Annotated in this window: 19 protein-coding genes and 1 riboswitch; of the genes, 11 read left to right on the top strand and 8 right to left on the bottom strand. The window is 33.0% G+C overall.

What is annotated here, in order from left to right:
- The first annotated feature begins 213 nt into the window (after window positions 1-213).
- A riboswitch (Lysine riboswitch) is annotated at window positions 214-390 on the top strand.
- 86 nt (window positions 391-476) lie between these two features.
- The 8 genes from LQ673_RS03910 (at window position 477) to lysA (ending at window position 8,629) form a co-directional block, all read left to right on the top strand.
- Window positions 477-1,679, top strand: a complete 1,203-nt coding sequence (locus LQ673_RS03910) for an aspartate kinase (RefSeq protein WP_126477862.1) — start codon at window positions 477-479, stop codon at window positions 1,677-1,679.
- Window positions 1,680-1,699: 20 nt separating this feature from the next.
- A complete protein-coding gene (locus LQ673_RS03915; RefSeq protein ID WP_191836590.1) occupies window positions 1,700-2,686 on the top strand; it encodes an aspartate-semialdehyde dehydrogenase in 987 nt (328 codons plus the stop codon).
- 15 nt (window positions 2,687-2,701) lie between these two features.
- The gene (gene dapA, locus LQ673_RS03920) at window positions 2,702-3,592 is read left to right on the top strand and encodes a 4-hydroxy-tetrahydrodipicolinate synthase (protein WP_126477860.1); all 891 of its coding nucleotides are present in this window, start codon (window positions 2,702-2,704) and stop codon (window positions 3,590-3,592) included.
- Window positions 3,589-4,326 (top strand): 4-hydroxy-tetrahydrodipicolinate reductase, encoded by a 738-nt coding sequence (gene dapB / locus LQ673_RS03925; RefSeq protein WP_126477859.1) that lies wholly within the window; start codon window positions 3,589-3,591, stop codon window positions 4,324-4,326. The genes dapA and dapB overlap by 4 nt, the downstream gene beginning before the upstream one ends.
- 1 nt (window position 4,327) lies before the next feature.
- Window positions 4,328-5,047 (top strand): 2,3,4,5-tetrahydropyridine-2,6-dicarboxylate N-acetyltransferase, encoded by a 720-nt coding sequence (dapD, locus tag LQ673_RS03930; RefSeq protein ID WP_037588029.1) that lies wholly within the window; start codon window positions 4,328-4,330, stop codon window positions 5,045-5,047.
- A gap of 98 nt (window positions 5,048-5,145) precedes the next feature.
- Entirely contained in the window at window positions 5,146-6,294 is a 1,149-nt protein-coding gene (locus tag LQ673_RS03935; RefSeq protein ID WP_191836591.1) for a M20 metallopeptidase family protein, read from the top strand.
- Window positions 6,294-7,364 carry an alanine racemase gene (gene alr / locus LQ673_RS03940; RefSeq protein ID WP_191836592.1) on the top strand — a complete coding sequence of 357 codons (1,071 nt, stop codon included), beginning with the start codon at window positions 6,294-6,296 and terminating at the stop codon, window positions 7,362-7,364. The genes LQ673_RS03935 and alr overlap by 1 nt, the downstream gene beginning before the upstream one ends.
- Window positions 7,364-8,629: a diaminopimelate decarboxylase gene (gene lysA, locus LQ673_RS03945; protein WP_191836593.1), complete on the top strand. Its 1,266-nt coding sequence runs from the start codon at window positions 7,364-7,366 to the stop codon at window positions 8,627-8,629. Before alr ends, lysA begins: the two co-directional genes overlap by 1 nt.
- A 106-nt stretch (window positions 8,630-8,735) precedes the next feature.
- Here the strand turns inward: lysA and cspA are convergent, their stop codons facing one another.
- Window positions 8,736-8,936, bottom strand: a complete 201-nt coding sequence (gene cspA, locus LQ673_RS03950) for a cold shock protein CspA (protein ID WP_016912585.1) — start codon at window positions 8,934-8,936, stop codon at window positions 8,736-8,738.
- 168 nt (window positions 8,937-9,104) lie between these two features.
- Window positions 9,105-9,407, bottom strand: coding sequence for a DUF1033 family protein (locus LQ673_RS03955; RefSeq protein ID WP_037588036.1), 303 nt, complete (start codon window positions 9,405-9,407; stop codon window positions 9,105-9,107).
- 147 nt (window positions 9,408-9,554) lie between these two features.
- On the opposite strand from LQ673_RS03955, the gene LQ673_RS03960 reads away from it, so the two are divergent.
- The 3 genes from LQ673_RS03960 to LQ673_RS03970 are packed head-to-tail and all read left to right on the top strand — an operon-like array spanning window position 9,555 to window position 11,748.
- Complete coding sequence (locus LQ673_RS03960; protein ID WP_037588038.1) at window positions 9,555-9,824, top strand: acylphosphatase; 270 nt, start codon at window positions 9,555-9,557, stop codon at window positions 9,822-9,824.
- Window positions 9,825-9,839: 15 nt separating this feature from the next.
- Entirely contained in the window at window positions 9,840-10,553 is a 714-nt protein-coding gene (locus LQ673_RS03965) for a 5-bromo-4-chloroindolyl phosphate hydrolysis family protein (RefSeq protein ID WP_239704615.1), read from the top strand.
- Window positions 10,546-11,748 carry a toxic anion resistance protein gene (locus LQ673_RS03970; protein ID WP_037588041.1) on the top strand — a complete coding sequence of 401 codons (1,203 nt, stop codon included), beginning with the start codon at window positions 10,546-10,548 and terminating at the stop codon, window positions 11,746-11,748. The genes LQ673_RS03965 and LQ673_RS03970 overlap by 8 nt, the downstream gene beginning before the upstream one ends.
- A 477-nt stretch (window positions 11,749-12,225) precedes the next feature.
- Here the strand turns inward: LQ673_RS03970 and LQ673_RS03975 are convergent, their stop codons facing one another.
- From LQ673_RS03975 to LQ673_RS04000, 6 genes are all read right to left on the bottom strand, one after another.
- On the bottom strand, window positions 12,226-13,428 hold the full coding sequence (locus LQ673_RS03975; RefSeq protein WP_191835554.1) for a DUF819 family protein: 1,203 nt from the start codon (window positions 13,426-13,428) through the stop codon (window positions 12,226-12,228).
- Window positions 13,429-13,515: 87 nt separating this feature from the next.
- On the bottom strand, window positions 13,516-14,853 hold the full coding sequence (brnQ, locus tag LQ673_RS03980) for a branched-chain amino acid transport system II carrier protein (protein WP_191835555.1): 1,338 nt from the start codon (window positions 14,851-14,853) through the stop codon (window positions 13,516-13,518).
- A gap of 115 nt (window positions 14,854-14,968) precedes the next feature.
- Complete coding sequence (locus LQ673_RS03985; RefSeq protein ID WP_191835556.1) at window positions 14,969-16,855, bottom strand: vWA domain-containing protein; 1,887 nt, start codon at window positions 16,853-16,855, stop codon at window positions 14,969-14,971.
- A gap of 10 nt (window positions 16,856-16,865) precedes the next feature.
- The gene (locus LQ673_RS03990; protein ID WP_191835557.1) at window positions 16,866-17,663 is read right to left on the bottom strand and encodes an ATP-binding protein; all 798 of its coding nucleotides are present in this window, start codon (window positions 17,661-17,663) and stop codon (window positions 16,866-16,868) included.
- 78 nt (window positions 17,664-17,741) lie between these two features.
- The gene (locus LQ673_RS03995) at window positions 17,742-17,945 is read right to left on the bottom strand and encodes a DUF6501 family protein (RefSeq protein WP_025905040.1); all 204 of its coding nucleotides are present in this window, start codon (window positions 17,943-17,945) and stop codon (window positions 17,742-17,744) included.
- Window positions 17,946-17,960: 15 nt separating this feature from the next.
- Window positions 17,961-18,776 carry a VOC family protein gene (locus LQ673_RS04000; RefSeq protein ID WP_191835558.1) on the bottom strand — a complete coding sequence of 272 codons (816 nt, stop codon included), beginning with the start codon at window positions 18,774-18,776 and terminating at the stop codon, window positions 17,961-17,963.
- Window positions 18,777-19,278: the final 502 nt, after the last annotated feature.

Raw genomic sequence — 19,278 nt, forward strand, 5'->3', positions numbered from 1 at the left:
TCCACTTTTTATAAATACACCACCCATTTCTTACAAACCTCCTCCATTCCTAAAAACTCTCTCCATCTCCTCCACACTCATCTAAAATGAATATGAATGAATATTAATATTCTAAAAGGATCATCCAAATAGTAAGAACTTTTTGAAATTATCAGTTTTCTCTCTTTACATCAATATTCTTTGTATGTATAATGAATGCATACCAATTGAATATGTTTTTGATGAGGCGCATCAATCATTAGTAACTCCCCCTATTGGACTGCAATCTTAAAGGAGTGAAAGGGTGCGATGCCGAAACATTATATTTTTGCAGAAATATGGTGTTGGACATTTAGGTTAAGAGCTAGTTGTCTGTCATTATCTTAAGAATAATGGAGTGCATCACTTGTATATATAAATTAAAACAAGTTCGAATGCCGAACTTGTTTTTTTATTTATATTACAGCGTTCGTCTCCGATTTATAGGAGGAATTATTTTGAGTCAGAGTGTTTTAAAATTTGGCGGTACGTCCGTTGGTGATTTTGACAAAATTAAAAATATCGCACATATGTTGAAATCACGTGTTGATAATGGAGAACAATTAGTAGTGGTTGTAAGTGCTATGGGTAAGACAACAGATTCTTTACTAGAAAATATTAGCTCACTTACGACGCAACCTAAAGATGAGCATTTAGCGATGCTTTTAACGACGGGTGAACAACAAACCATTTCATACTTATCAATGGTATTGAATGATATTGGTGTTCAAACGAAAGCAATGACAGGTTATCAAGCTGGTATTAAGACGATTGGTCATCATCTGAAAAGTAAAATTGCAGAAATTGATGCACTACGTTTTGAAGAAGCTTTTGAAACAAATGACATTCTTGTCGTTGCAGGATTTCAAGGTGTAAATGATCATCTGGAAATTACAACTTTAGGACGCGGCGGTTCTGATACAACTGCAGTAGCCATTGCAGCAAGTATAGATACATCTTGTGAAATATATACAGATGTTGATGGTGTATATGGAACAGACCCTAGAATTTATAAAGAAGCAAAGTTACTCAATGAAGTTTCATATGAAGAAATGATGGAAATGAGTGCTTTAGGTGCTGGCGTATTAGAATCTAGAAGTGTCGAAATTGCAAAAAATTATAACATACCATTATATCTTGGTAGAACATTATCAAACGTGAAAGGAACATGGATTATGCCACAAACAGAGATATTAGAGAAAAAAGCAGTTACAGGAGTCGCACTTGATACACATATGATTCATGTTACTTTAACTTATCCGATGCAAAATTTTGCATTATTACAGAAATTATTTGATTCATTAGAAGAACAATCAATGAATGTTGATATGATATCTCAAATTGAAAATCAACAAGGATTACAGCTTTCGTTTACGATTAAAGATTCAGACGTATATCAAATCGAACAAATCATTGAACAACTTACTGAGGAATACCCTCACTTACGTTACAAAATGAGAGATAACTACGCTAAACTTTCAGTAATCGGAACTGGCATGAGAGATATGTCAGGAATAGCTTCAAAAGCATTCCGTACTTTAATTAGTCATGACATCAACTTCTATCAAACAACAACTTCTGAAATTAGTATTTCTTACGTTGTTGATCGTGAATTAGGAGAAACTGCCGTTCGAACTTTAAGTGAAGCATTTAATATATAATGAATGATGGAGTGAACAAAATGACAAAATTAGCAGTTGTAGGCGCAACAGGTTTAGTAGGAGAAAAAGTATTAGAAGTATTAGATAGAAGAAATGTACCATTTGATGAACTTGTATTATTTTCATCACCTAGATCAGCAGGTAAACAAATCGAATTCCAAGGGAAAACTTATACTGTTGAAGCATTGACAGAAGAAAAAACAGATGGCAATTTCGATTACGTTATTATGAGTGCTGGTGGCGGTACAAGCGAGAAATTCGCCCCACTATTTGAAAAACATGGTGCAATTGTAATCGATAATTCAAGTCAATGGCGTATGCATGAAGATATTGATTTAATCGTTCCGGAAGTGAATGTACCTAAATTAAATCGAAAAATTATTGCAAACCCTAACTGTTCAACAATTCAATCCGTTGTACCTTTAAAACCTTTATTAGATCAATTTGGATTGAAACGTGTTGCTTATACAACATATCAAGCTGTATCAGGATCTGGTTTAGCAGGTCGTGAAGATTTAGCTAATGGTGAAAAAGGAGAAGCACCAAAGAACTACCCTCACCCAATTTATAATAATGTGTTACCACATATAGATGTATTTTTAGAAGATGGTTATACAAAAGAAGAACAAAAAATGATCGACGAAACTAGAAAAATCTTAGATCAACCTTCTTTAAATGTAACAGCAACTTGTGTGCGTGTACCTGTTCAAGACAGCCACAGTGTGCATATAAACGTAACTTTAGATAAAGAAGCGACTGTTGAAGATATTCGTAACTTATTTAATGAAGATGACCGTGTTGTCTTAGTAGATAACGTAGAAAATAATGAATATCCATTAGCGATTCATTCTACTGGTAAAGATGAAGTTTTCGTTGGAAGAATTCGTAAAGATGATTCTTTAGACAATACATTCCACATCTGGTGTACTTCAGATAATTTATTAAAAGGTGCAAGTTTAAATGCCGTTCAAGTGCTAGAACAAGTATTAGAATTAAATAAAAAATAACGAGGAGTGTTCAGTATGTCACATATTTTTAACGGTGTGGGCGTTGCCCTTACAACACCTTTTACAAATGAGGATGTAGACTACGAAGCCTTTGAAAATCATATAGAATTTTTAATAGATAATGGTGTTAAAAGTATTATTATTAACGGAACAACAGCAGAAAATCCTACCCTTACAACAGAAGAAAGAAATACATTATTAGAATGTGGGATTAAAAAAGTAAATGGTCGTGTTCCAGTTATAGCAGGTACAGGTACAAACAATACGCAAGCTTCTATCGATGCTTCCATAAAAGCTAAAGAATTAGGTGCTGATGCGATTATGTTAATCACACCTTATTACAACAAGACGAGTCAACGTGGATTAATCGCGCATTTTACAAAAATTGCGGATGAAGTTGCATTACCTGTAGTACTTTATAATGTCCCATCAAGAACAAATATGACGATAGATATTGAAACGGTGCTTAAACTAAGTGAAAATCCATACATCGTGGCTTTAAAAGATGCGACTGGAGATTTAGAATATGCAAAAACTTTAAAACAACAATTGCCAAGTGACTTTGCATTATATAGTGGTAATGATGACAATATGTTGGATTACTATCAATTAGGCGGAGCAGGATTAATTTCAGTTGTAGCAAATGCTATACCACAAGAAACACAACAATTATATGATTATGTCGTTAATGATCAATTAGAACAAGCAAACACTTTAAATGGTGAAATTACAGAATTACTTGATCACTTAAGTGTAGATGTTAATCCAGTGCCAATTAAATTATTAACGTCTGAACTAGGTTTCGGTCGTTATGAAGTAAGATTACCGCTTGTTACATTGGAAGAACAAGAAAGAAACGTTTTAAGTGAAGCATTTACTAAGTTTAAAGATGGTGTAAAACAATGAAGATATTATTAATCGGATATGGCGCAATGAATGAACGCGTCGCAAGATTAGCAGAAGAAAGAGACAACGAAATTGTTGGTGTTATCGTGAAGGATTCAACGAAATCATATCCCTACCCTGCTTTCGAATCTATTTCTGAAGCGCCAGAAGCGGATGTGGCAATAGATTTTTCAAATCCTGAATTATTATTGCCATTATTAGAAGAAGACTTCACATTACCTTTAGTTATCGCAACGACTGGTGAAAAAGAACAAATCATAGAAAAGTTAAAAGAAAAATCTCAGAACATGCCTGTATTTTTCAGCGCAAATATGAGCTATGGCGTGCATATACTCAAAGAAATTATTCAATATGCAGTACCATTATTGGAAGACTTTGATATTGAAATGTTAGAAAAGCATCATAATAAGAAAGTCGATGCACCAAGTGGTACACTCGTTCAACTATATGACGCGATTAAAGAAAAAAGAGCACAATCTGTACCAGTTTATGATAGACATGAATCAACTACTAAACGTGAACCTGCAGAAATTGGCATTAGTTCACAACGTGGTGGTACAATTGTTGGAGAACATCAAGTATTATTTGCTGGCCATGACGAAACGATTGAAATCACACACCGTGCGCAGTCTAAAGATATCTTCGCTAATGGGGCAATTAATGTAGCAGATGTTCTAGTCAATAAAGAAAACGGATATTACACATACAATAATTTAAATGAGGAGAGAATTTAACATGGTTAAAGATTTTACGGCAGAAGAAATTATACAATATATTAGTGAGGCAGAGAAAGTAACGCCTTTAAAGGTTTATGTAAACGGCACATTTGAAAATGTTGAATTCCCAGAGTCATTTAAAGTATTTGGTTCTGAAACATCTAAAACAATTTTCTGTGATGCTAAAGATTGGAAGAGTTTTTATGAAGCGAATCAATCAGCTATTACAGATTTAGAAATTGAACATGATCGTCGCAATTCAGCAATTCCATTAAAAGATTTAACAAATACAAATGCAAGAATCGAACCAGGTGCTTTCATTAGAGAACATGCAGTTATTGAAGACGGTGCTGTTGTGATGATGGGTGCTACAATCAATATCGGTGCTGTTGTTGGAGAAGGTACAATGGTAGACATGAACGCTACTTTAGGTGGACGTGCAACAACTGGTAAAAATGTACACGTTGGTGCTGGATCAGTATTAGCGGGTGTTATCGAACCACCAAGTGCATCACCTGTTGTGATTGAAGATGACGTATTAATCGGTGCAAATGCTGTTATCCTTGAAGGTGTTAGAGTCGGCAAAGGTGCAATCGTTGCAGCTGGCGCTATCGTAACTAAAGATGTTCCGGCTGGTGCAGTGGTAGCTGGTACACCTGCTAAAGTTATTAAACAATCAGCAGATGTTCAAGATGGTAAAAAAGAAATTGTATCTGCTTTACGTAATTTAAATCAATAATATCATTTTAGTCGGGGCGGGACTGCGATATCATTTTCCTTAAATGAAATTTCTATCCCGCTCCCTCTTTCTATACATAATACAAAGGACTGAGTTAAATGTCTGAATTAGAATTTGTGAAAAATACAAGAAGATACTTACATCAACACCCAGAGTTAAGTATGCAAGAATATGAAACAACAGCGTATATTGAAGACTTCTTAAAACAATTAAATATTCCATACGAACGCCCTATTCAAACAGGTGTCATTGGTTATTTAGAAGGCAATTCGAATCATACAATTGCGTATAGAGCGGATATCGATGCCTTACCTATTCAAGAAGTAAACGATGTACCTTATAAAAGTACGGTTGATCAAGTTATGCATGCATGTGGACATGATGGTCATACGACAGCGTTAATGCTTTTTACACAACGTTGTAAAGCTTTATTTGATAAAGGTGAATTACCACATAATGTCGTGTTTATATTCCAACCTTCAGAAGAAACTGAAGCTGGTGCGAATCAATTAATCCAATCAAACGTGTTTGATAAATATAATATAGAGAAAATTTATGGCGTACACATTATGCCATTTGAAGATGTCGGCACAGTAGCTTTTAAAAATGATGAAATTACAGCTAGTGCAACAGAGTATCGATTTTACTTAAAAGGTAGCTCGAGTCATGTTGCCAGCAAAGAAGATGGTAAAGCAGCATCAGAAGCGATGATGCATGTACTATCTCAAGTTACACAAATTCAGCAATTTCATTTAAATGGTTTAAATCGCAATATTGTTCATGTTGGACAATTCAATGTTGGTGAAGCCATTAATACCGTGCCAGAGAATGGATACTTAGAAGGTACGATTCGCACATATGATACAAATGATCTTGAAATTGTTAAAAATCAAATGCAAAAAGTCGCAGAAAGTGTTGAATTGTTATTTGGTGTTACATGTACAGTTGATTTTGCAGAAGGGTATCCACCTACTACAAATGATGCACAATTATATGATGGCGTTAAAGAAGCTTTAACGAGCCTCGACTTAACATTACATGAACTTGAAAAGCCTTATTTATTTGGCGAAGACTTTAGTTTCTATCGTCAATTAGCACCAAGTTATTTTGTCTTTTTTGGAACACGTAATGTTGAAAAAGATTATATTTATGGTCTACATACAAATAGACTCAATTTCGATGAAGAAGTATTGATCAGTGTCGCTGATTACTATACAGCACTATTAAATCAAGGAGCGGACAAATAATGGTAGCACGTATTACGATTGATGAACAAAATTTTATAAAAAATGCTAAAAATGTTATTAAAGATAACAAAGTTATGGCTGTCGTGAAAAACGATGCTTATCATTTTGGATTAGAATTCGCAGTTAAATCCTTTATTCAGGCTGGTATTCAATCATTCAGTACGACATCACTTCATGAAGCGGTAAGAATTCGTGAAATAGATAAACAAGTGAATATCTTTTTGATGAATCCTTCAATCGAATTTGAAACATTAAAGGCACATAACATTGCGATGACGCTACCTTCATTGACGTTCTATCATGAACATTTAGAAGATTTAGCAGGCGTTAAATTACATTTAGAACTTGAAAATCTACTACACCGTTCTGGTTTGAAAGATCAAGATGAAATGTTGCAAGTACTTAAACATAATGAAAACTTACCTATTGCAGAGCAAGCGATTATCGAAGGTATTTGGACACATTTTGGATATGCAGATGAATTTGGTGGCGATGAATATGAAACAGAAAGACAAGCTTGGATTGATTGCTTATCATTTATATTAGACCATGGTTATGCCTTCAAATTTATTCACGCACAAAATAGTGCAAGTTATGTAAGAGAAGACGGATTGTTTAATCAACATACACATGCGCGTCTTGGTATTATACTTTATGGGTCAAGACCTTATAGTACCCTCCCTACTACACTTACTGAACAAAACTTTACAGTCACAGCTAATGTGATACAAGTTCGCCCTATTAAAAAAGGAGAAACTTGTGGTTATAGTTTCCAATATACAGCTGATAAAGATTGTAACATTGCTGTAGTTGATATTGGCTATGGAGACGGTATACTTAAGACAAGAGCGAAACATGATGCGCTTATTAATCAAAAGCGCTATCCAATTAGAGGATTGATGATGAGTCACATGTTCGTTGAAGTAGATGATACAATCCAAAGTGGTGATCAAGTCGTGATGTATAGTAACGATATAAGGATTGATGAATTTACATTTAAAGGTGTTGGTGCAAATTCTGAGCAAATCAGTGCATTAAACCATCATTCATTAATAAAGGAGATTAGATAATGACAGTTAAATATAATGACCAAGGTGTTCTTACAATGGGCAATGTATCATTACAAACGATAGCTGCAAGTTTTGGTACCCCTACTATCGTATATGATGAGGAACAAATTAGAACACAATGTAGAAGATTCCATGAAGCATTTAAAGAAAGTGGCTTATCATATAATATCTCTTATGCTTCTAAAGCATTTAGTAGTATTCAATTGTTTAAATTGATGGCAGAAGAAGATATGGGGCTAGATGTTGTATCTGAAGGTGAATTATATACAGCTTTAGCAAGTGGATTTGATCCAAGTAAAATTCATTTTCATGGTAACAATAAGACGAATGAAGAAATTGAATATGCGATTGAAAGCGGCGTTGAATATTTCGTCATTGATTCATTAGATGAAATCACACGTATTAATAGATTAGCTTCTAAGCCTATTAAAGCTGTATTAAGAGTTAATCCTGGTGTTGAAGCACATACACATGAATTTATCCAAACAGGTCAAGAAGATAGTAAATTTGGCTTGTCTATTAAACATGGTACCGCACTTGAAGGCGTTCGTGCTTTGCAAGCATCAGATAAAATAGACTTTAAAGGTATTCACTTCCATATTGGATCACAAATTTTTGAAGCAGATGGTACTATCAACACAATCCAAATCGTATTTGAATGGTTAAAGGAAAATGATATTGAGATTGAAATATTAAATCTAGGTGGCGGTTTTAGTATTAAATATACTGAAGCGGATAAAAGTTACCCTATTGAAGATGGTATTAAATTGATTACAGATGCCATTAAAGAAAATAGTCAAAAATATGATATGGCTATTCCAGAGATTTCTATAGAGCCAGGACGTTCAATTGTTGGTGAAGCGGGCGTTACGTTGTATCAAGTAGGAACGATTAAAGAGATTCCAAATGTTAATACGTATGTATCGATTGATGGTGGTATGAGTGATCATATTAGAACGGCACTTTATGATGCACAATATGAAGCGTTGTTAGTGAATAGAAATGATGAAGATACACATGAAGTCACAATTGCTGGTAAGTTATGTGAATCAGGTGACTTAATTGGTAGAGATATGAAACTTCCTAAATCTACAAAAATCGGTGATTATATAGCTGTTTTATCTACAGGTGCTTACCACTACTCTATGAGTTCAAATTATAATCAAATGCTTAAACCTTCAGTTCTATTTGTGAAAGATGGAAAAGCAAGAGAAGTTATTAAGAGACAAACATTAAAACAATTGATTATGAACGACGTAAAATAATCAGCTGAAATTATGAAATTTATTATTAAATAATAACAATATGATAACGCAAAAAGAAACCCTAACATCGTTAGGGTTTCTTTTTAGTCGTTCAAATTCATATATATTATAGTTTTACAACGTTTGCAGCTTGTGGGCCACGGTCGCCTTCAACTACTTCGAATTCTACTGCTTGACCTTCTTCTAAAGATTTGTAACCTTCTTGGTTAATTGCTGAGAAATGTACGAATACGTCATTTTCTCCTTCAATTTCGATGAAGCCAAATCCTTTTTCTGCGTTAAACCATTTAACTGTACCTTGTTTCATAATTGTGAAACCTCCAAGACTAAAATTCAATATGCGATATTCGCATATTACAAAAAACACAATTAATTAATAATGTTATTTGCAATATGGAATAACGATATTGCTATTTCTTATTATACGTCACAGAATATTCAAATGCAATACCATTTAAGATATTTTCAGAATTTATTATTTTGGTAATGGCGTATAAATTGAATTGTCATTTAATATAAGAATACTATAAAATATTTGCATATCTTCTTCGCAGTCTTCGCAATACGAAAGATCACAATTATTATAGAATGCATGTATATTATGTTTACCTACGAGTTCATTCGTAAACTTCGTTTGATATTGATTAAGTAGATTATGATATTGGCTAACCATTTCTTCATAGTCCTGACATTCAATTTCTTTAATGATATAGTCTTTCCAATCGTCAAACAGCCACCATCCCTCATAATCTGTTCGGATTGTTACGATTTTATACATCTTAAAATCTCCCCTATTTAGAAAATTGCCCTAGAGTTAATTTAAATCTTATTGAATATTAAATCAAGAAAATAGCTTGTGGATTTGTTTCTAATTATTAGTTTTTTTACACTGAACCCTTTATAATAAAGATATGAGGTGATAAATATGAACGGAAAACATATTAAAGTTTTTGGACGTGTACAAGGTGTTGGGTTTCGATTTTTCACTGCTCAACTCGCTAAGAAACATAAAATAGTTGGTACCGTTGAAAATGTCAGCGATTATGTAGAAATATACGCAAGTGGTGAAGAAGATCAATTAGAACAATTTATTAATGGTGTTATCCAGGGAGTAGCGCCAGCTTCAGTTGTAGAAAATTATACAATCGAAGATACCACTTTAGACGAAAAAACTAAGCATTTCAAAACGTTATAAATTAGGAAGATGACAATGAAATATAATTTATCATATGTATTAGGTGCGTTATTAGCAGTACCTATATCATTTATTGCTTTTTTATTTAGTGTTTTTCAATTAGATTTAAATTTTCTTATAGATATGGCTGTATTTGCAGGTACTTACATTATTAGCTTTTTACCCATACAATGGTATAGTTCAAGACGTTATTTAAAAGAAATGGGTTTAACGCGCCGAGAATTCCATTTTATTAGAAAGCAATTAAACGAAGCGCAGCCTAAATTGAAAAGACTTTATAAAAATTATATGCGAATAAGATCATATAAAGAATTCAAGAACTTAAACGAAGTTGCTAAATTGGCACGTACAATTTATAACGCGGTTAAACAGTCACCTGAGAAATTTTATAAAGTAGAAAGCTTCTTCTACTCTCACTTAGATAATACTGTGAATTTAATTGATAATTACACGCTATTACAACGTATGCCAAATAAATCTAAAGAAGAAAAAGCTAAACTTAAACAAACAAAGCTCACGATTGATGAAAATAAACGAACACTCGTTGCCGATTTAAAAGAGTTAAATGAATCAAGTTATCATCAATTAGATATTGAAATGGAACTTGCTGATATTGCTAAACAAAGAAATAGCTATAGAAAAGGCATTCCAGAATCAACGAAAGAAAAAGTGAATTTAACAAAAACTCATAAAAAATATGAATATGAAATGGAGCGTAACAATGACTGAAACCAATAAGAACTTATTTGACGACCTTATTGATGACCCATTTAAAGATTCATCAGAAGCGTTAACACCACAAACTTCAGAAATTACAGAACAGCAAACCCCTTCTGATGTCACATCAACTTACGAAAAGACATTCTCAGATGAAGATCAACGAAGAATTGACGAAATTGCTAAGCAGATTAAGCCATTAGATAATGATGGTCTTCTACTCTACGGTCAACAAGCTCAAAATAAATTATCACAGTTCTCACATCAAATGCTGACACAAGTACAATCTAAAGATGTAGGTCCTATTGGTAATTCTTTAAGAAATTTAATGAATAAATTAAAAGAAGTAAATCCAGATGAATTACAAAAACAAAATCAATCTAGATTGAAACGTATTTTTAGAAGAGCTGAACGTTCTGTAAATGAAATGTTTAGTAAATATCAATCTGTTGGTGCACAAGTCGATCGTATATCTGTAGAATTGCAGAAATCACAAAATATGCTGATGAAAGATGTTGGCTTATTAGATCAATTATATGAAGAAAATAAAGCTTACTTTGATGCATTAAATATTTATATCGCCGCAGCAGAAAAGAAACGCGACGAGTTGAAGCAACATAATCTTGTAGAATTAGAACAAAAAGTTAAAGCATCAAATAACCAAATGGATGTGCAGGAACTGGCAGATTTACAACAATATATTAATAGACTAGAAAAAAGAATTTATGACTTACAACTTTCTAGACAAATCACATTACAATCTGCCCCACAAATCAGAATGATACAAAATATTAATCAAACTTTAGCAGAAAAAATTCAAAGTTCTATTTTAACGAGTATCCCATTATGGAAAAACCAAATGGCAATCGCGTTAACACTTTTAAGACAACAAGGTGCTTCAGAAGCTCAGAAAAAAGTAACAGATACAACTAATGAATTATTGCTGAAGAACTCTGAAATGTTGAAACAGAATGCGATAAGAACAGCTGAAGAAAATGAACGAGGCATTGTTGATATCGAAACATTGAAGACGACTCAAACTAATATAGTTGATACAATTCAAGAAACATTACGCATACAAGAAGACGGCACACGTAAACGTCAGCAAGCAGAACAAGAATTACAAAGCTTAGAACAAGACTTAAAAACAAAATTATTACAACTCAAAGACGAACAGCAGCAATTGAGAAACACATTTAAATCATAAATAATAGACCCCACCAACAAACATTGCATTTGTTGGTGGGATTTTTGTGTGGATGTGAGTTATGGTTGAGTGAATGGATTACTGAAGTCATGGCTTAAGTGTTGAATAAAGCCAAGAGATGAGCGAAGTCATGGCTTAAGTGTTGAATAAAGCCAAGAGATGAGCGAAGTCATGGCTTAAGTACTGAATAAAGCCAAGAGATGGACCAAGTCATGGCTTAAGTATTGAATAAAGCCAAGAGATGGACCAAGTCATGGCTTAAGTATTGAATAAAGCCAAGAGATGGACCAAGTCATAGCTTAAGTGTTGAATAAACCCAAGAGATTGTTCAAGTCATGGCTTAAGTACTGAATAAAGCCAAGAGATTGCATATGTCGTGGCTTAAGTATTGAATAAAGCCATGACTTGGTTATTAATCTGAGTTCCTCCCAAACAAACTCACACCTCCTACACACCCTACTCATCCATACACCCCTCTTACATAAATTGGCCTAAGAAATACCCCATTAATGTTCCGACGTAATTTCCGATTACATAACCTAATGTACCGATAATTAAAATGGGTCCGACTAATCCTTGCCAACCTTTTGATATTGCTAAAGCAGCTGCTGTTGTTGGTCCTCCGGCATTAGCGTTACTAGCTAGTAACATTTCCTCTATATTGAATTTGAACAATTTTCCAAAGAATAGTGTTATAGATAAATTGAAAATCAAAATAACGGCAACGAAAATAAATAATAATGGTGCTGTTTTGATAATGATTGGTATAGATGCTGGTACACCTATTACCACAAAGAAAATATATATTAAAAATGTACCGAGTTCATCAGAAGCGTTTAAATTCTCAAAGAATTTACTAAACATAGCTACTGTAACAAGTGTTAATGTTGTTAATAATAAAAATTGGTCCCCTATAATACTCACTAATATTTCCATAAAATGATTGTTTTTAGGAATGTATTCATTAACGAGTTCTGAAATTTTAAAACTTATCGCAACTAACGCAAATGCTATAGAAATTGAATAAGCAATATCTTTTAAACTTATTTCATTTCGTTTCCAATATGCTTCTGCTTGATTACTGCTCGTATCATCATTTGACGTATAAAGTCTTTTAAAATATTTTTTAACAAATTTCATATTCGGTAGTGTAATCAATACAATGAAGTAGAACGCCATTACACTATTATCGGCTACAACTGTTGCGGAAACTAATTCTCCTGGTGTTTGGAATTTCGTACTAAGTGCTGCAAAATTCACACCACCACCTATGTAACTACCTGTCATCATAGCACCGATTTTATCTAGTTGAGGTATAAATTGGTGAAGTAATAAAAATCCTACTGCAACACCTACTACAGTACCTACAGAACTGATTAGGAATATAAATAAAAGTCTTCTACTTTCTTTCCATATTTTAAATATGTTTGATCTAAATAAAAGTAAAGGAATTGCTAACGGAATAACATATTCCCATACTTGATCATAAACTGGCGATTCAATCGGAATGATATTGAGATTGGAGAATATCATCGCACCAATTAATGCAATGATAGCGCCTGTTAGTTTTGCTGCAAATTGATACCTTTGTTCTAAAAAGATACTAAGCGCTGCAATACCTACTAGAATTGCCCACAATAGCCATGTTTCATCTTTGTTTATAAATGCATTTAATATCATGAAAACCAACCCCTTTTTATCTTGTTATCAATATGATGACATAAAAAATAAGAATCTTCAAAATTATTTTGAAGATTCTTATACAACTTACGAATATGTGATTGGTGCTTGATTCTTAACTTTACCAATTATAAATCCAATAATGAATCCAACGATTGCAAATGGAATCCATTCCATTTGGTAAGTTGATAATGGTAATTGTTGAATGAATCCGATTTTAGCCCAACCCATTTGGTTTACAACTGATATTAATGAAATAATTGTTACAAGTGCTACTGATAATTGCTGTGCGATTCGTGGTGTACCAACGTATTTAGCAAGAACAATTAATAATACAGCTGTAATTGCGATTGGATATAACACTAATAATACTGGTAGTGAACCTTTAATTACTGTAGTTAAACCTTGGTTTGAAAGGATGAAACTAACTAATGTAAAGATTGTTACAAACCATTTGTAAGAAATTTTAGGTATAATTTCATGGAAGAATTCACTCACTGATACGATTAAACCTGTAGCTGTTGTTAAACAAGCTAATGCAACGATAATACCGATTAAATATTTACCAAACTCACCGAATGCTAATTGAGCGGCTGTTGTTAAGAGATAAGTACCGATATTTTGACCGTTATCGTTTAATTCTTTAAGTGTCTCAGCTGAAACGTTCATGTGATTTCCTATCCAACCTAATGAGATGTAAATAAATCCAAGTGCAAGTGCTGCAATAACACCTGCATAAATTGTTTGTTTGAATAATCCTGTTTCTCTCGTTACACCTTTACTCTTAATTGCTGTAATAACAATTAGTGAGAAAGCAATAGCTGCGATAGCATCCATTGTTAAGTAACCTTCAACGAAACCTTTACCAAAGCTTGTTCCAGCACTACTATATACTGCAGTATCACCTGCAACAGGTGCTTCTCCACCTAATGAGAAGAATGCTTTAATAATTAATGCTGTAATTGAAATTAATAATAATGGTGTTAAAATCGCACCGACTTTATCGACCATTTTACTTGAGTTGAAACTTAAGTAAAAGACAATGACAAAGTAAATCAGTGAGAAAATAAATAAAGCCATTGAACTATTTGTATCAAAAATTGGTGTAATACCCATTTCGAAAGATGTTGCTGCTGTACGTGGTATTGCGAATAATGGTCCTATTGTTAAAGAAATTGCAACTAATAATACAATTGCAAAGACTGGATGAATTTTACTTAATGAAACTCTGTATCCCTTTTCCTCAATTGAACCTGCGATTACACCAATAAGTGGCAAACCGATTCCCGTAATGACAAAACCAAATATTGCTGGCCAGAAGAAATGACCGCTCGATAATCCTAATGCTGGTGGAAAAATTAAGTTCCCGGCACCAAAGAATATCGCAAATAACATAAACCCTACTACAAAAATATTCTTGTTCATATATTTTACTCCTTTTACGTCTTACAATAATTAATATTCTATCATTGGAGTTAGTTTTCGTCTATATGAAATTTCTGAAAATTTAAAAAAGAATGTTTTTATTTAAGTTTGTTAATTATATAGATTGCAACAATAATTTTTTCAATAACGGTGCCAACTGGTATGGTAAATTTTCAACACCTTCTACAAATAAACTTTGTTTACCATAGATGTTATGAACAGTCTTTTTCGTTGCTTCATCAATCACGTCTTGATTAAGGAATACATTAAAGACATAAATCCCTTGTTTATCTGCTTCTATTACTGCTTCATGAGTATCTATAATGCCATCTTCTGCATAATCAAATGCTGAAGGTTCACCGTCAGAAAATACAATTAAGAATTTTTGAGACTCAGATCTTTGAAGTAAATGTTGAGTTGCAACTCTTAAAGCGACACCATCTCTATTATCATCTTGAGGTTCTAGCGTCATAATTCTTGCGTCATTCTGTTTAAGTGTTGATTCATTATATAAGATAAGTTCTTCAATAGTATTAGGTTGATTTAATTTATCAGCTTCAAAAGCATCTTCACTAAAACCAAGAATTTCATGTTTTATATCTAAATTTTTCAGTGTTTCATGGAATAAGACGACACCTTTTTTAGTTTCTTCCATTTTGTCGTGCATACTTGCTGATGCATCAACTAATAATGTGAATGTTGCATCTAATTTTCTACTAAATGCGTCTTTTTTGAAGAATAGTTTATATTGATCATCGATAAACCAATTTAGAAGATTTTTTTGTAAGCGACCTTTAGTTAAGTTTTCTCTTATATCACTATATTGATGATTCATAGATTTTTGGATTATGCTTGTTAAATCTTTTATTTCAAACTGAACACTATCGACAGCTTCTTTATATGCTTCCATATGTGTTGGTAAAATATCTGGTCGATTGAAAGTAAGAGAAACATTTTGGTTAATACCTTTAAGTTGATATTGCTGATTAAGACCTTGTGCGCCGCCCTCTTCATCATCTAAAGTATTGTTAGAGCCCTTACCTTTTTTCTCCATCATATCCGTCATATCATCGCCAGCGTCACCTTCTCTATCATTATCTGTCAAAATGTCGCTATTTTCACCTTCGTGAAGTTCCATTTCTAAATAAGATTTGCTGTCAGTTTGACTATCGTTCGTCTTTGTTTCAGCATCTGCAGATTCAATGTCGTCTGGATCATGATCTTGTTCATGACTTTGATCAGTGTTAGCCGCATCTTGACGTTTTAAATCTTCTAAAGTCCACTCTTCTTCATAAGAACGATAAATACGCTCTGGAATATGATAATACTGGTTAAGCATATCTTCTTTTAATAAATAATCTACTAAAATCATAATACTTACAGCTAAATCATAACTGTCTTCTGATGATTGCAAGTTGAATATTTGCGTTAATCGATTAAACACTTGTACGAGTGCATCATCAAAATCATCATTTATTGAAATATTGTTGATGAAATTTTCATTTAAAATAGCATGTTCTATTGCTAAAAATAATAAGTCTGTATAAGTTGTCTTCGTTTGATAAACATGAATTTGACTATTATTTTGTTTGATTTTGACGGTCAATCTATGCTTAAACAACTTTTTAGTGACTGGACGTTTAGACATAATCAAATTTGATAGACGGTATTCTTCAATAAGCATAAATAATTGTTTGAAAAAGCTCATATGATCAAATGATTCATCTAATACTTCTTTATAAATAGCTGGATCTGTATGCTTAAATCCTAAAGTATCTAACATGATGTCGGATTTTAACCCTGCATTTATAATGTGTTCAGGTCGGTGTAACCATGTGAAACTTACATTACATGTATTGTTGATAGGATCATAGTGTTGGAATTTTTGGAAAGAAACTTTAACGTTTGGATCTTCAAGTAATAATTTTGCTAAATCAGTTAACATCATTATTTGTTGTGCATCGATTTGTTCGTCATTAAATAATATAAAACGATCACTCATGATATTCTCCTTACTCGAAAATTAATTCAATTGCATTTTGTATAGCTTGTTGTTCTCTTTCGTCGTCTATTTTGTCTATAATAGCGCGTTTAATTGCACGTCTTACTGGAATGACAGTTGCTAAATCAGCTAAGTCAATCAATGCTCTTATACTCGCTGACTCTTCTGAAATTTGACCTTGGCTCGACATAATGCGTAAATCCTTATTAAATTGAACGATTGAATCGATGATTTCATCATCTTGTAATGCACTTTGTTCTTTAATAATCATTTTTAATGTTTCGCCATCTATATAATCAATATCCAAGACAACGAATCTGTTTTTTAATGCTTCGTTCATTGGTAATGTTCCGATATAGCCTACATTGATTGCGGCAATAACTGAAAATCCTTCTTTAGCTTGTACGACTTCACCAGTAAATGGATTCGTTAATGCTCTTCTAAAGTCTAATACACCATTTAAAATAGGTAACGTTTCTGGTTTCGCCATATTGATTTCATCGATATATAAAATGTCGCCATTCTTCATCGCTTTAATAACAGGTCCATCGATAAATACGATTTGTTGATGACCTTGTTCGTTTGTTTCAATTGTTTTGAAACCTAATAAACTTTCGGCATCTAAATCTACAGAACAGTTTACAGAATGCATCGGTTTGTTTAAATCTCTCGCAAGTGTTTCAGCAAGTTTCGTTTTTCCTGAACCAGTCGGTCCTTTTAAAAGTATATTCTTATTAAGCTTTATCATAGACAAAGCGTCATCATATATTGTTTCATCGTTGTTTAAATATTTATTAAAATTAGCCATTGTGTTCTCCTTTAGTACATTTTATAAACTTAAAAAAGAGTCCGGAACATATAGATGTATCAGACTCTTATCGTATATTTATACTTCTTTAAAGTATGTTTTGTAGTAGCCGCCAACATGACCAGAATTATCAATGATTTGATAATATTCTTCTGTTTCATTAACGACATCATATGTTTTACCTACTGTTAACATATCAGATACTTTAAATTTTTGTGCATCTGTATGTGTAACTTCTACTTGTTTAATAACGTGATTTTCTTTCCAAGTTTCATGTAACATAAATAAACCGCTCCTTTAATTCACTGTGTCATATGTAATTGTAATGATGATGCCAGTTAAGTCACGCACATATAACGAAATTAAGCCGGCTTCATGTTGAATAATATGATGTTCCATTTCAATTCCTTTAACGTGATTAACAATTTTTTCAAAATGATCGATATCATCAATGGAGATTGCTACTCTTTCGATAGGTGGATTCAATGACTCAATCGCATCTGGATAATCAATCAAATGTAACTCTCCGCCATTTCCACCAGCACCGACTTTAAATACGATAGCTGACTCATCATCTATTGTCTTGTATTCAGCAAACAATTGCAACTCAAAAATATTATTTAATAATGAGCCAGTTGCTTGAGTCTCAGGTGATTTAACCATGACCGGCCCTATTCCTTGAATTTGATGAATAGGACTAATTGGACCACCATCATATGCAGTTCCAAGTGGTACACCAGAATTTTGTTCATCAGAAATTAGATGTAACGCATGTCCATTATTATCATAAAATTTAAATAGATGCTTGCCATTTAATTGTTGTACAGACTCATATTTAACTTGATGATCATCAAATTGTTGTTTATATTCATATAATGCGTAATCAGTCGGTACACGTAAAGCAATCCCGTGAAAATGCGTATCTAGTTCTTCTGAATCACCAGAATATTGCTTGAAAATCAGTCTCGTACCAGGAGCAAGATTTGCATCACCAATATGTAAGATATTCTTTTCATGGTTCATCAAGGTATTAAGCCCTAAAATATCTTTATAAAATGACTCTGTTTCTTTAATATCAAAAGTCCATAATGTAACACTTCTTAGTCCATTCATGAATATCTCTCCTATATATGAATTCCTATAAATTATATCAAATAAATTCAAAGTATGACAAATCAATCAAATTGAGAATAATGAAAAATATATTTTTGGGTTGTATGGGTGTCGTTACGAACAAGTTTGGCTGAAAGTGTTCATAAGATCCGCGTTACGAACAAGTTTAGTCGAAAGTGTTCATAAGAGCCCTAGTATTTACACTTCTTACGAGTTTTGTAAATAAAGACCCCGTTATTAGCAGTTCTGGCCCAAAGTGCAAATACTGATACTGTTATTAGCAGTTCTGGCCCAAAGTGCAAATACTGATACTGTTATTAGCAGTTCTGGCTCAAAGTGCAAATACTGATACCGTTATTAGCAGTTCTAGCTCAAAGTGCAAATACTAGTATCGTTATTAGCAGTTCTGGCCCAAGGTGCAAATACTGCCCCCATTATTAGCAGTTCTAGCCCAAGGTGCAAATACTGATGTCGTTATTAGCAGTTCTGGCCCAAGGTGCAA

The sequence above is a fragment of the Mammaliicoccus sp. O-M54 genome (assembly GCF_022386035.1).
Taxonomy (GTDB): Bacteria; Bacillota; Bacilli; order Staphylococcales; family Staphylococcaceae; genus Mammaliicoccus; species Mammaliicoccus sciuri_A.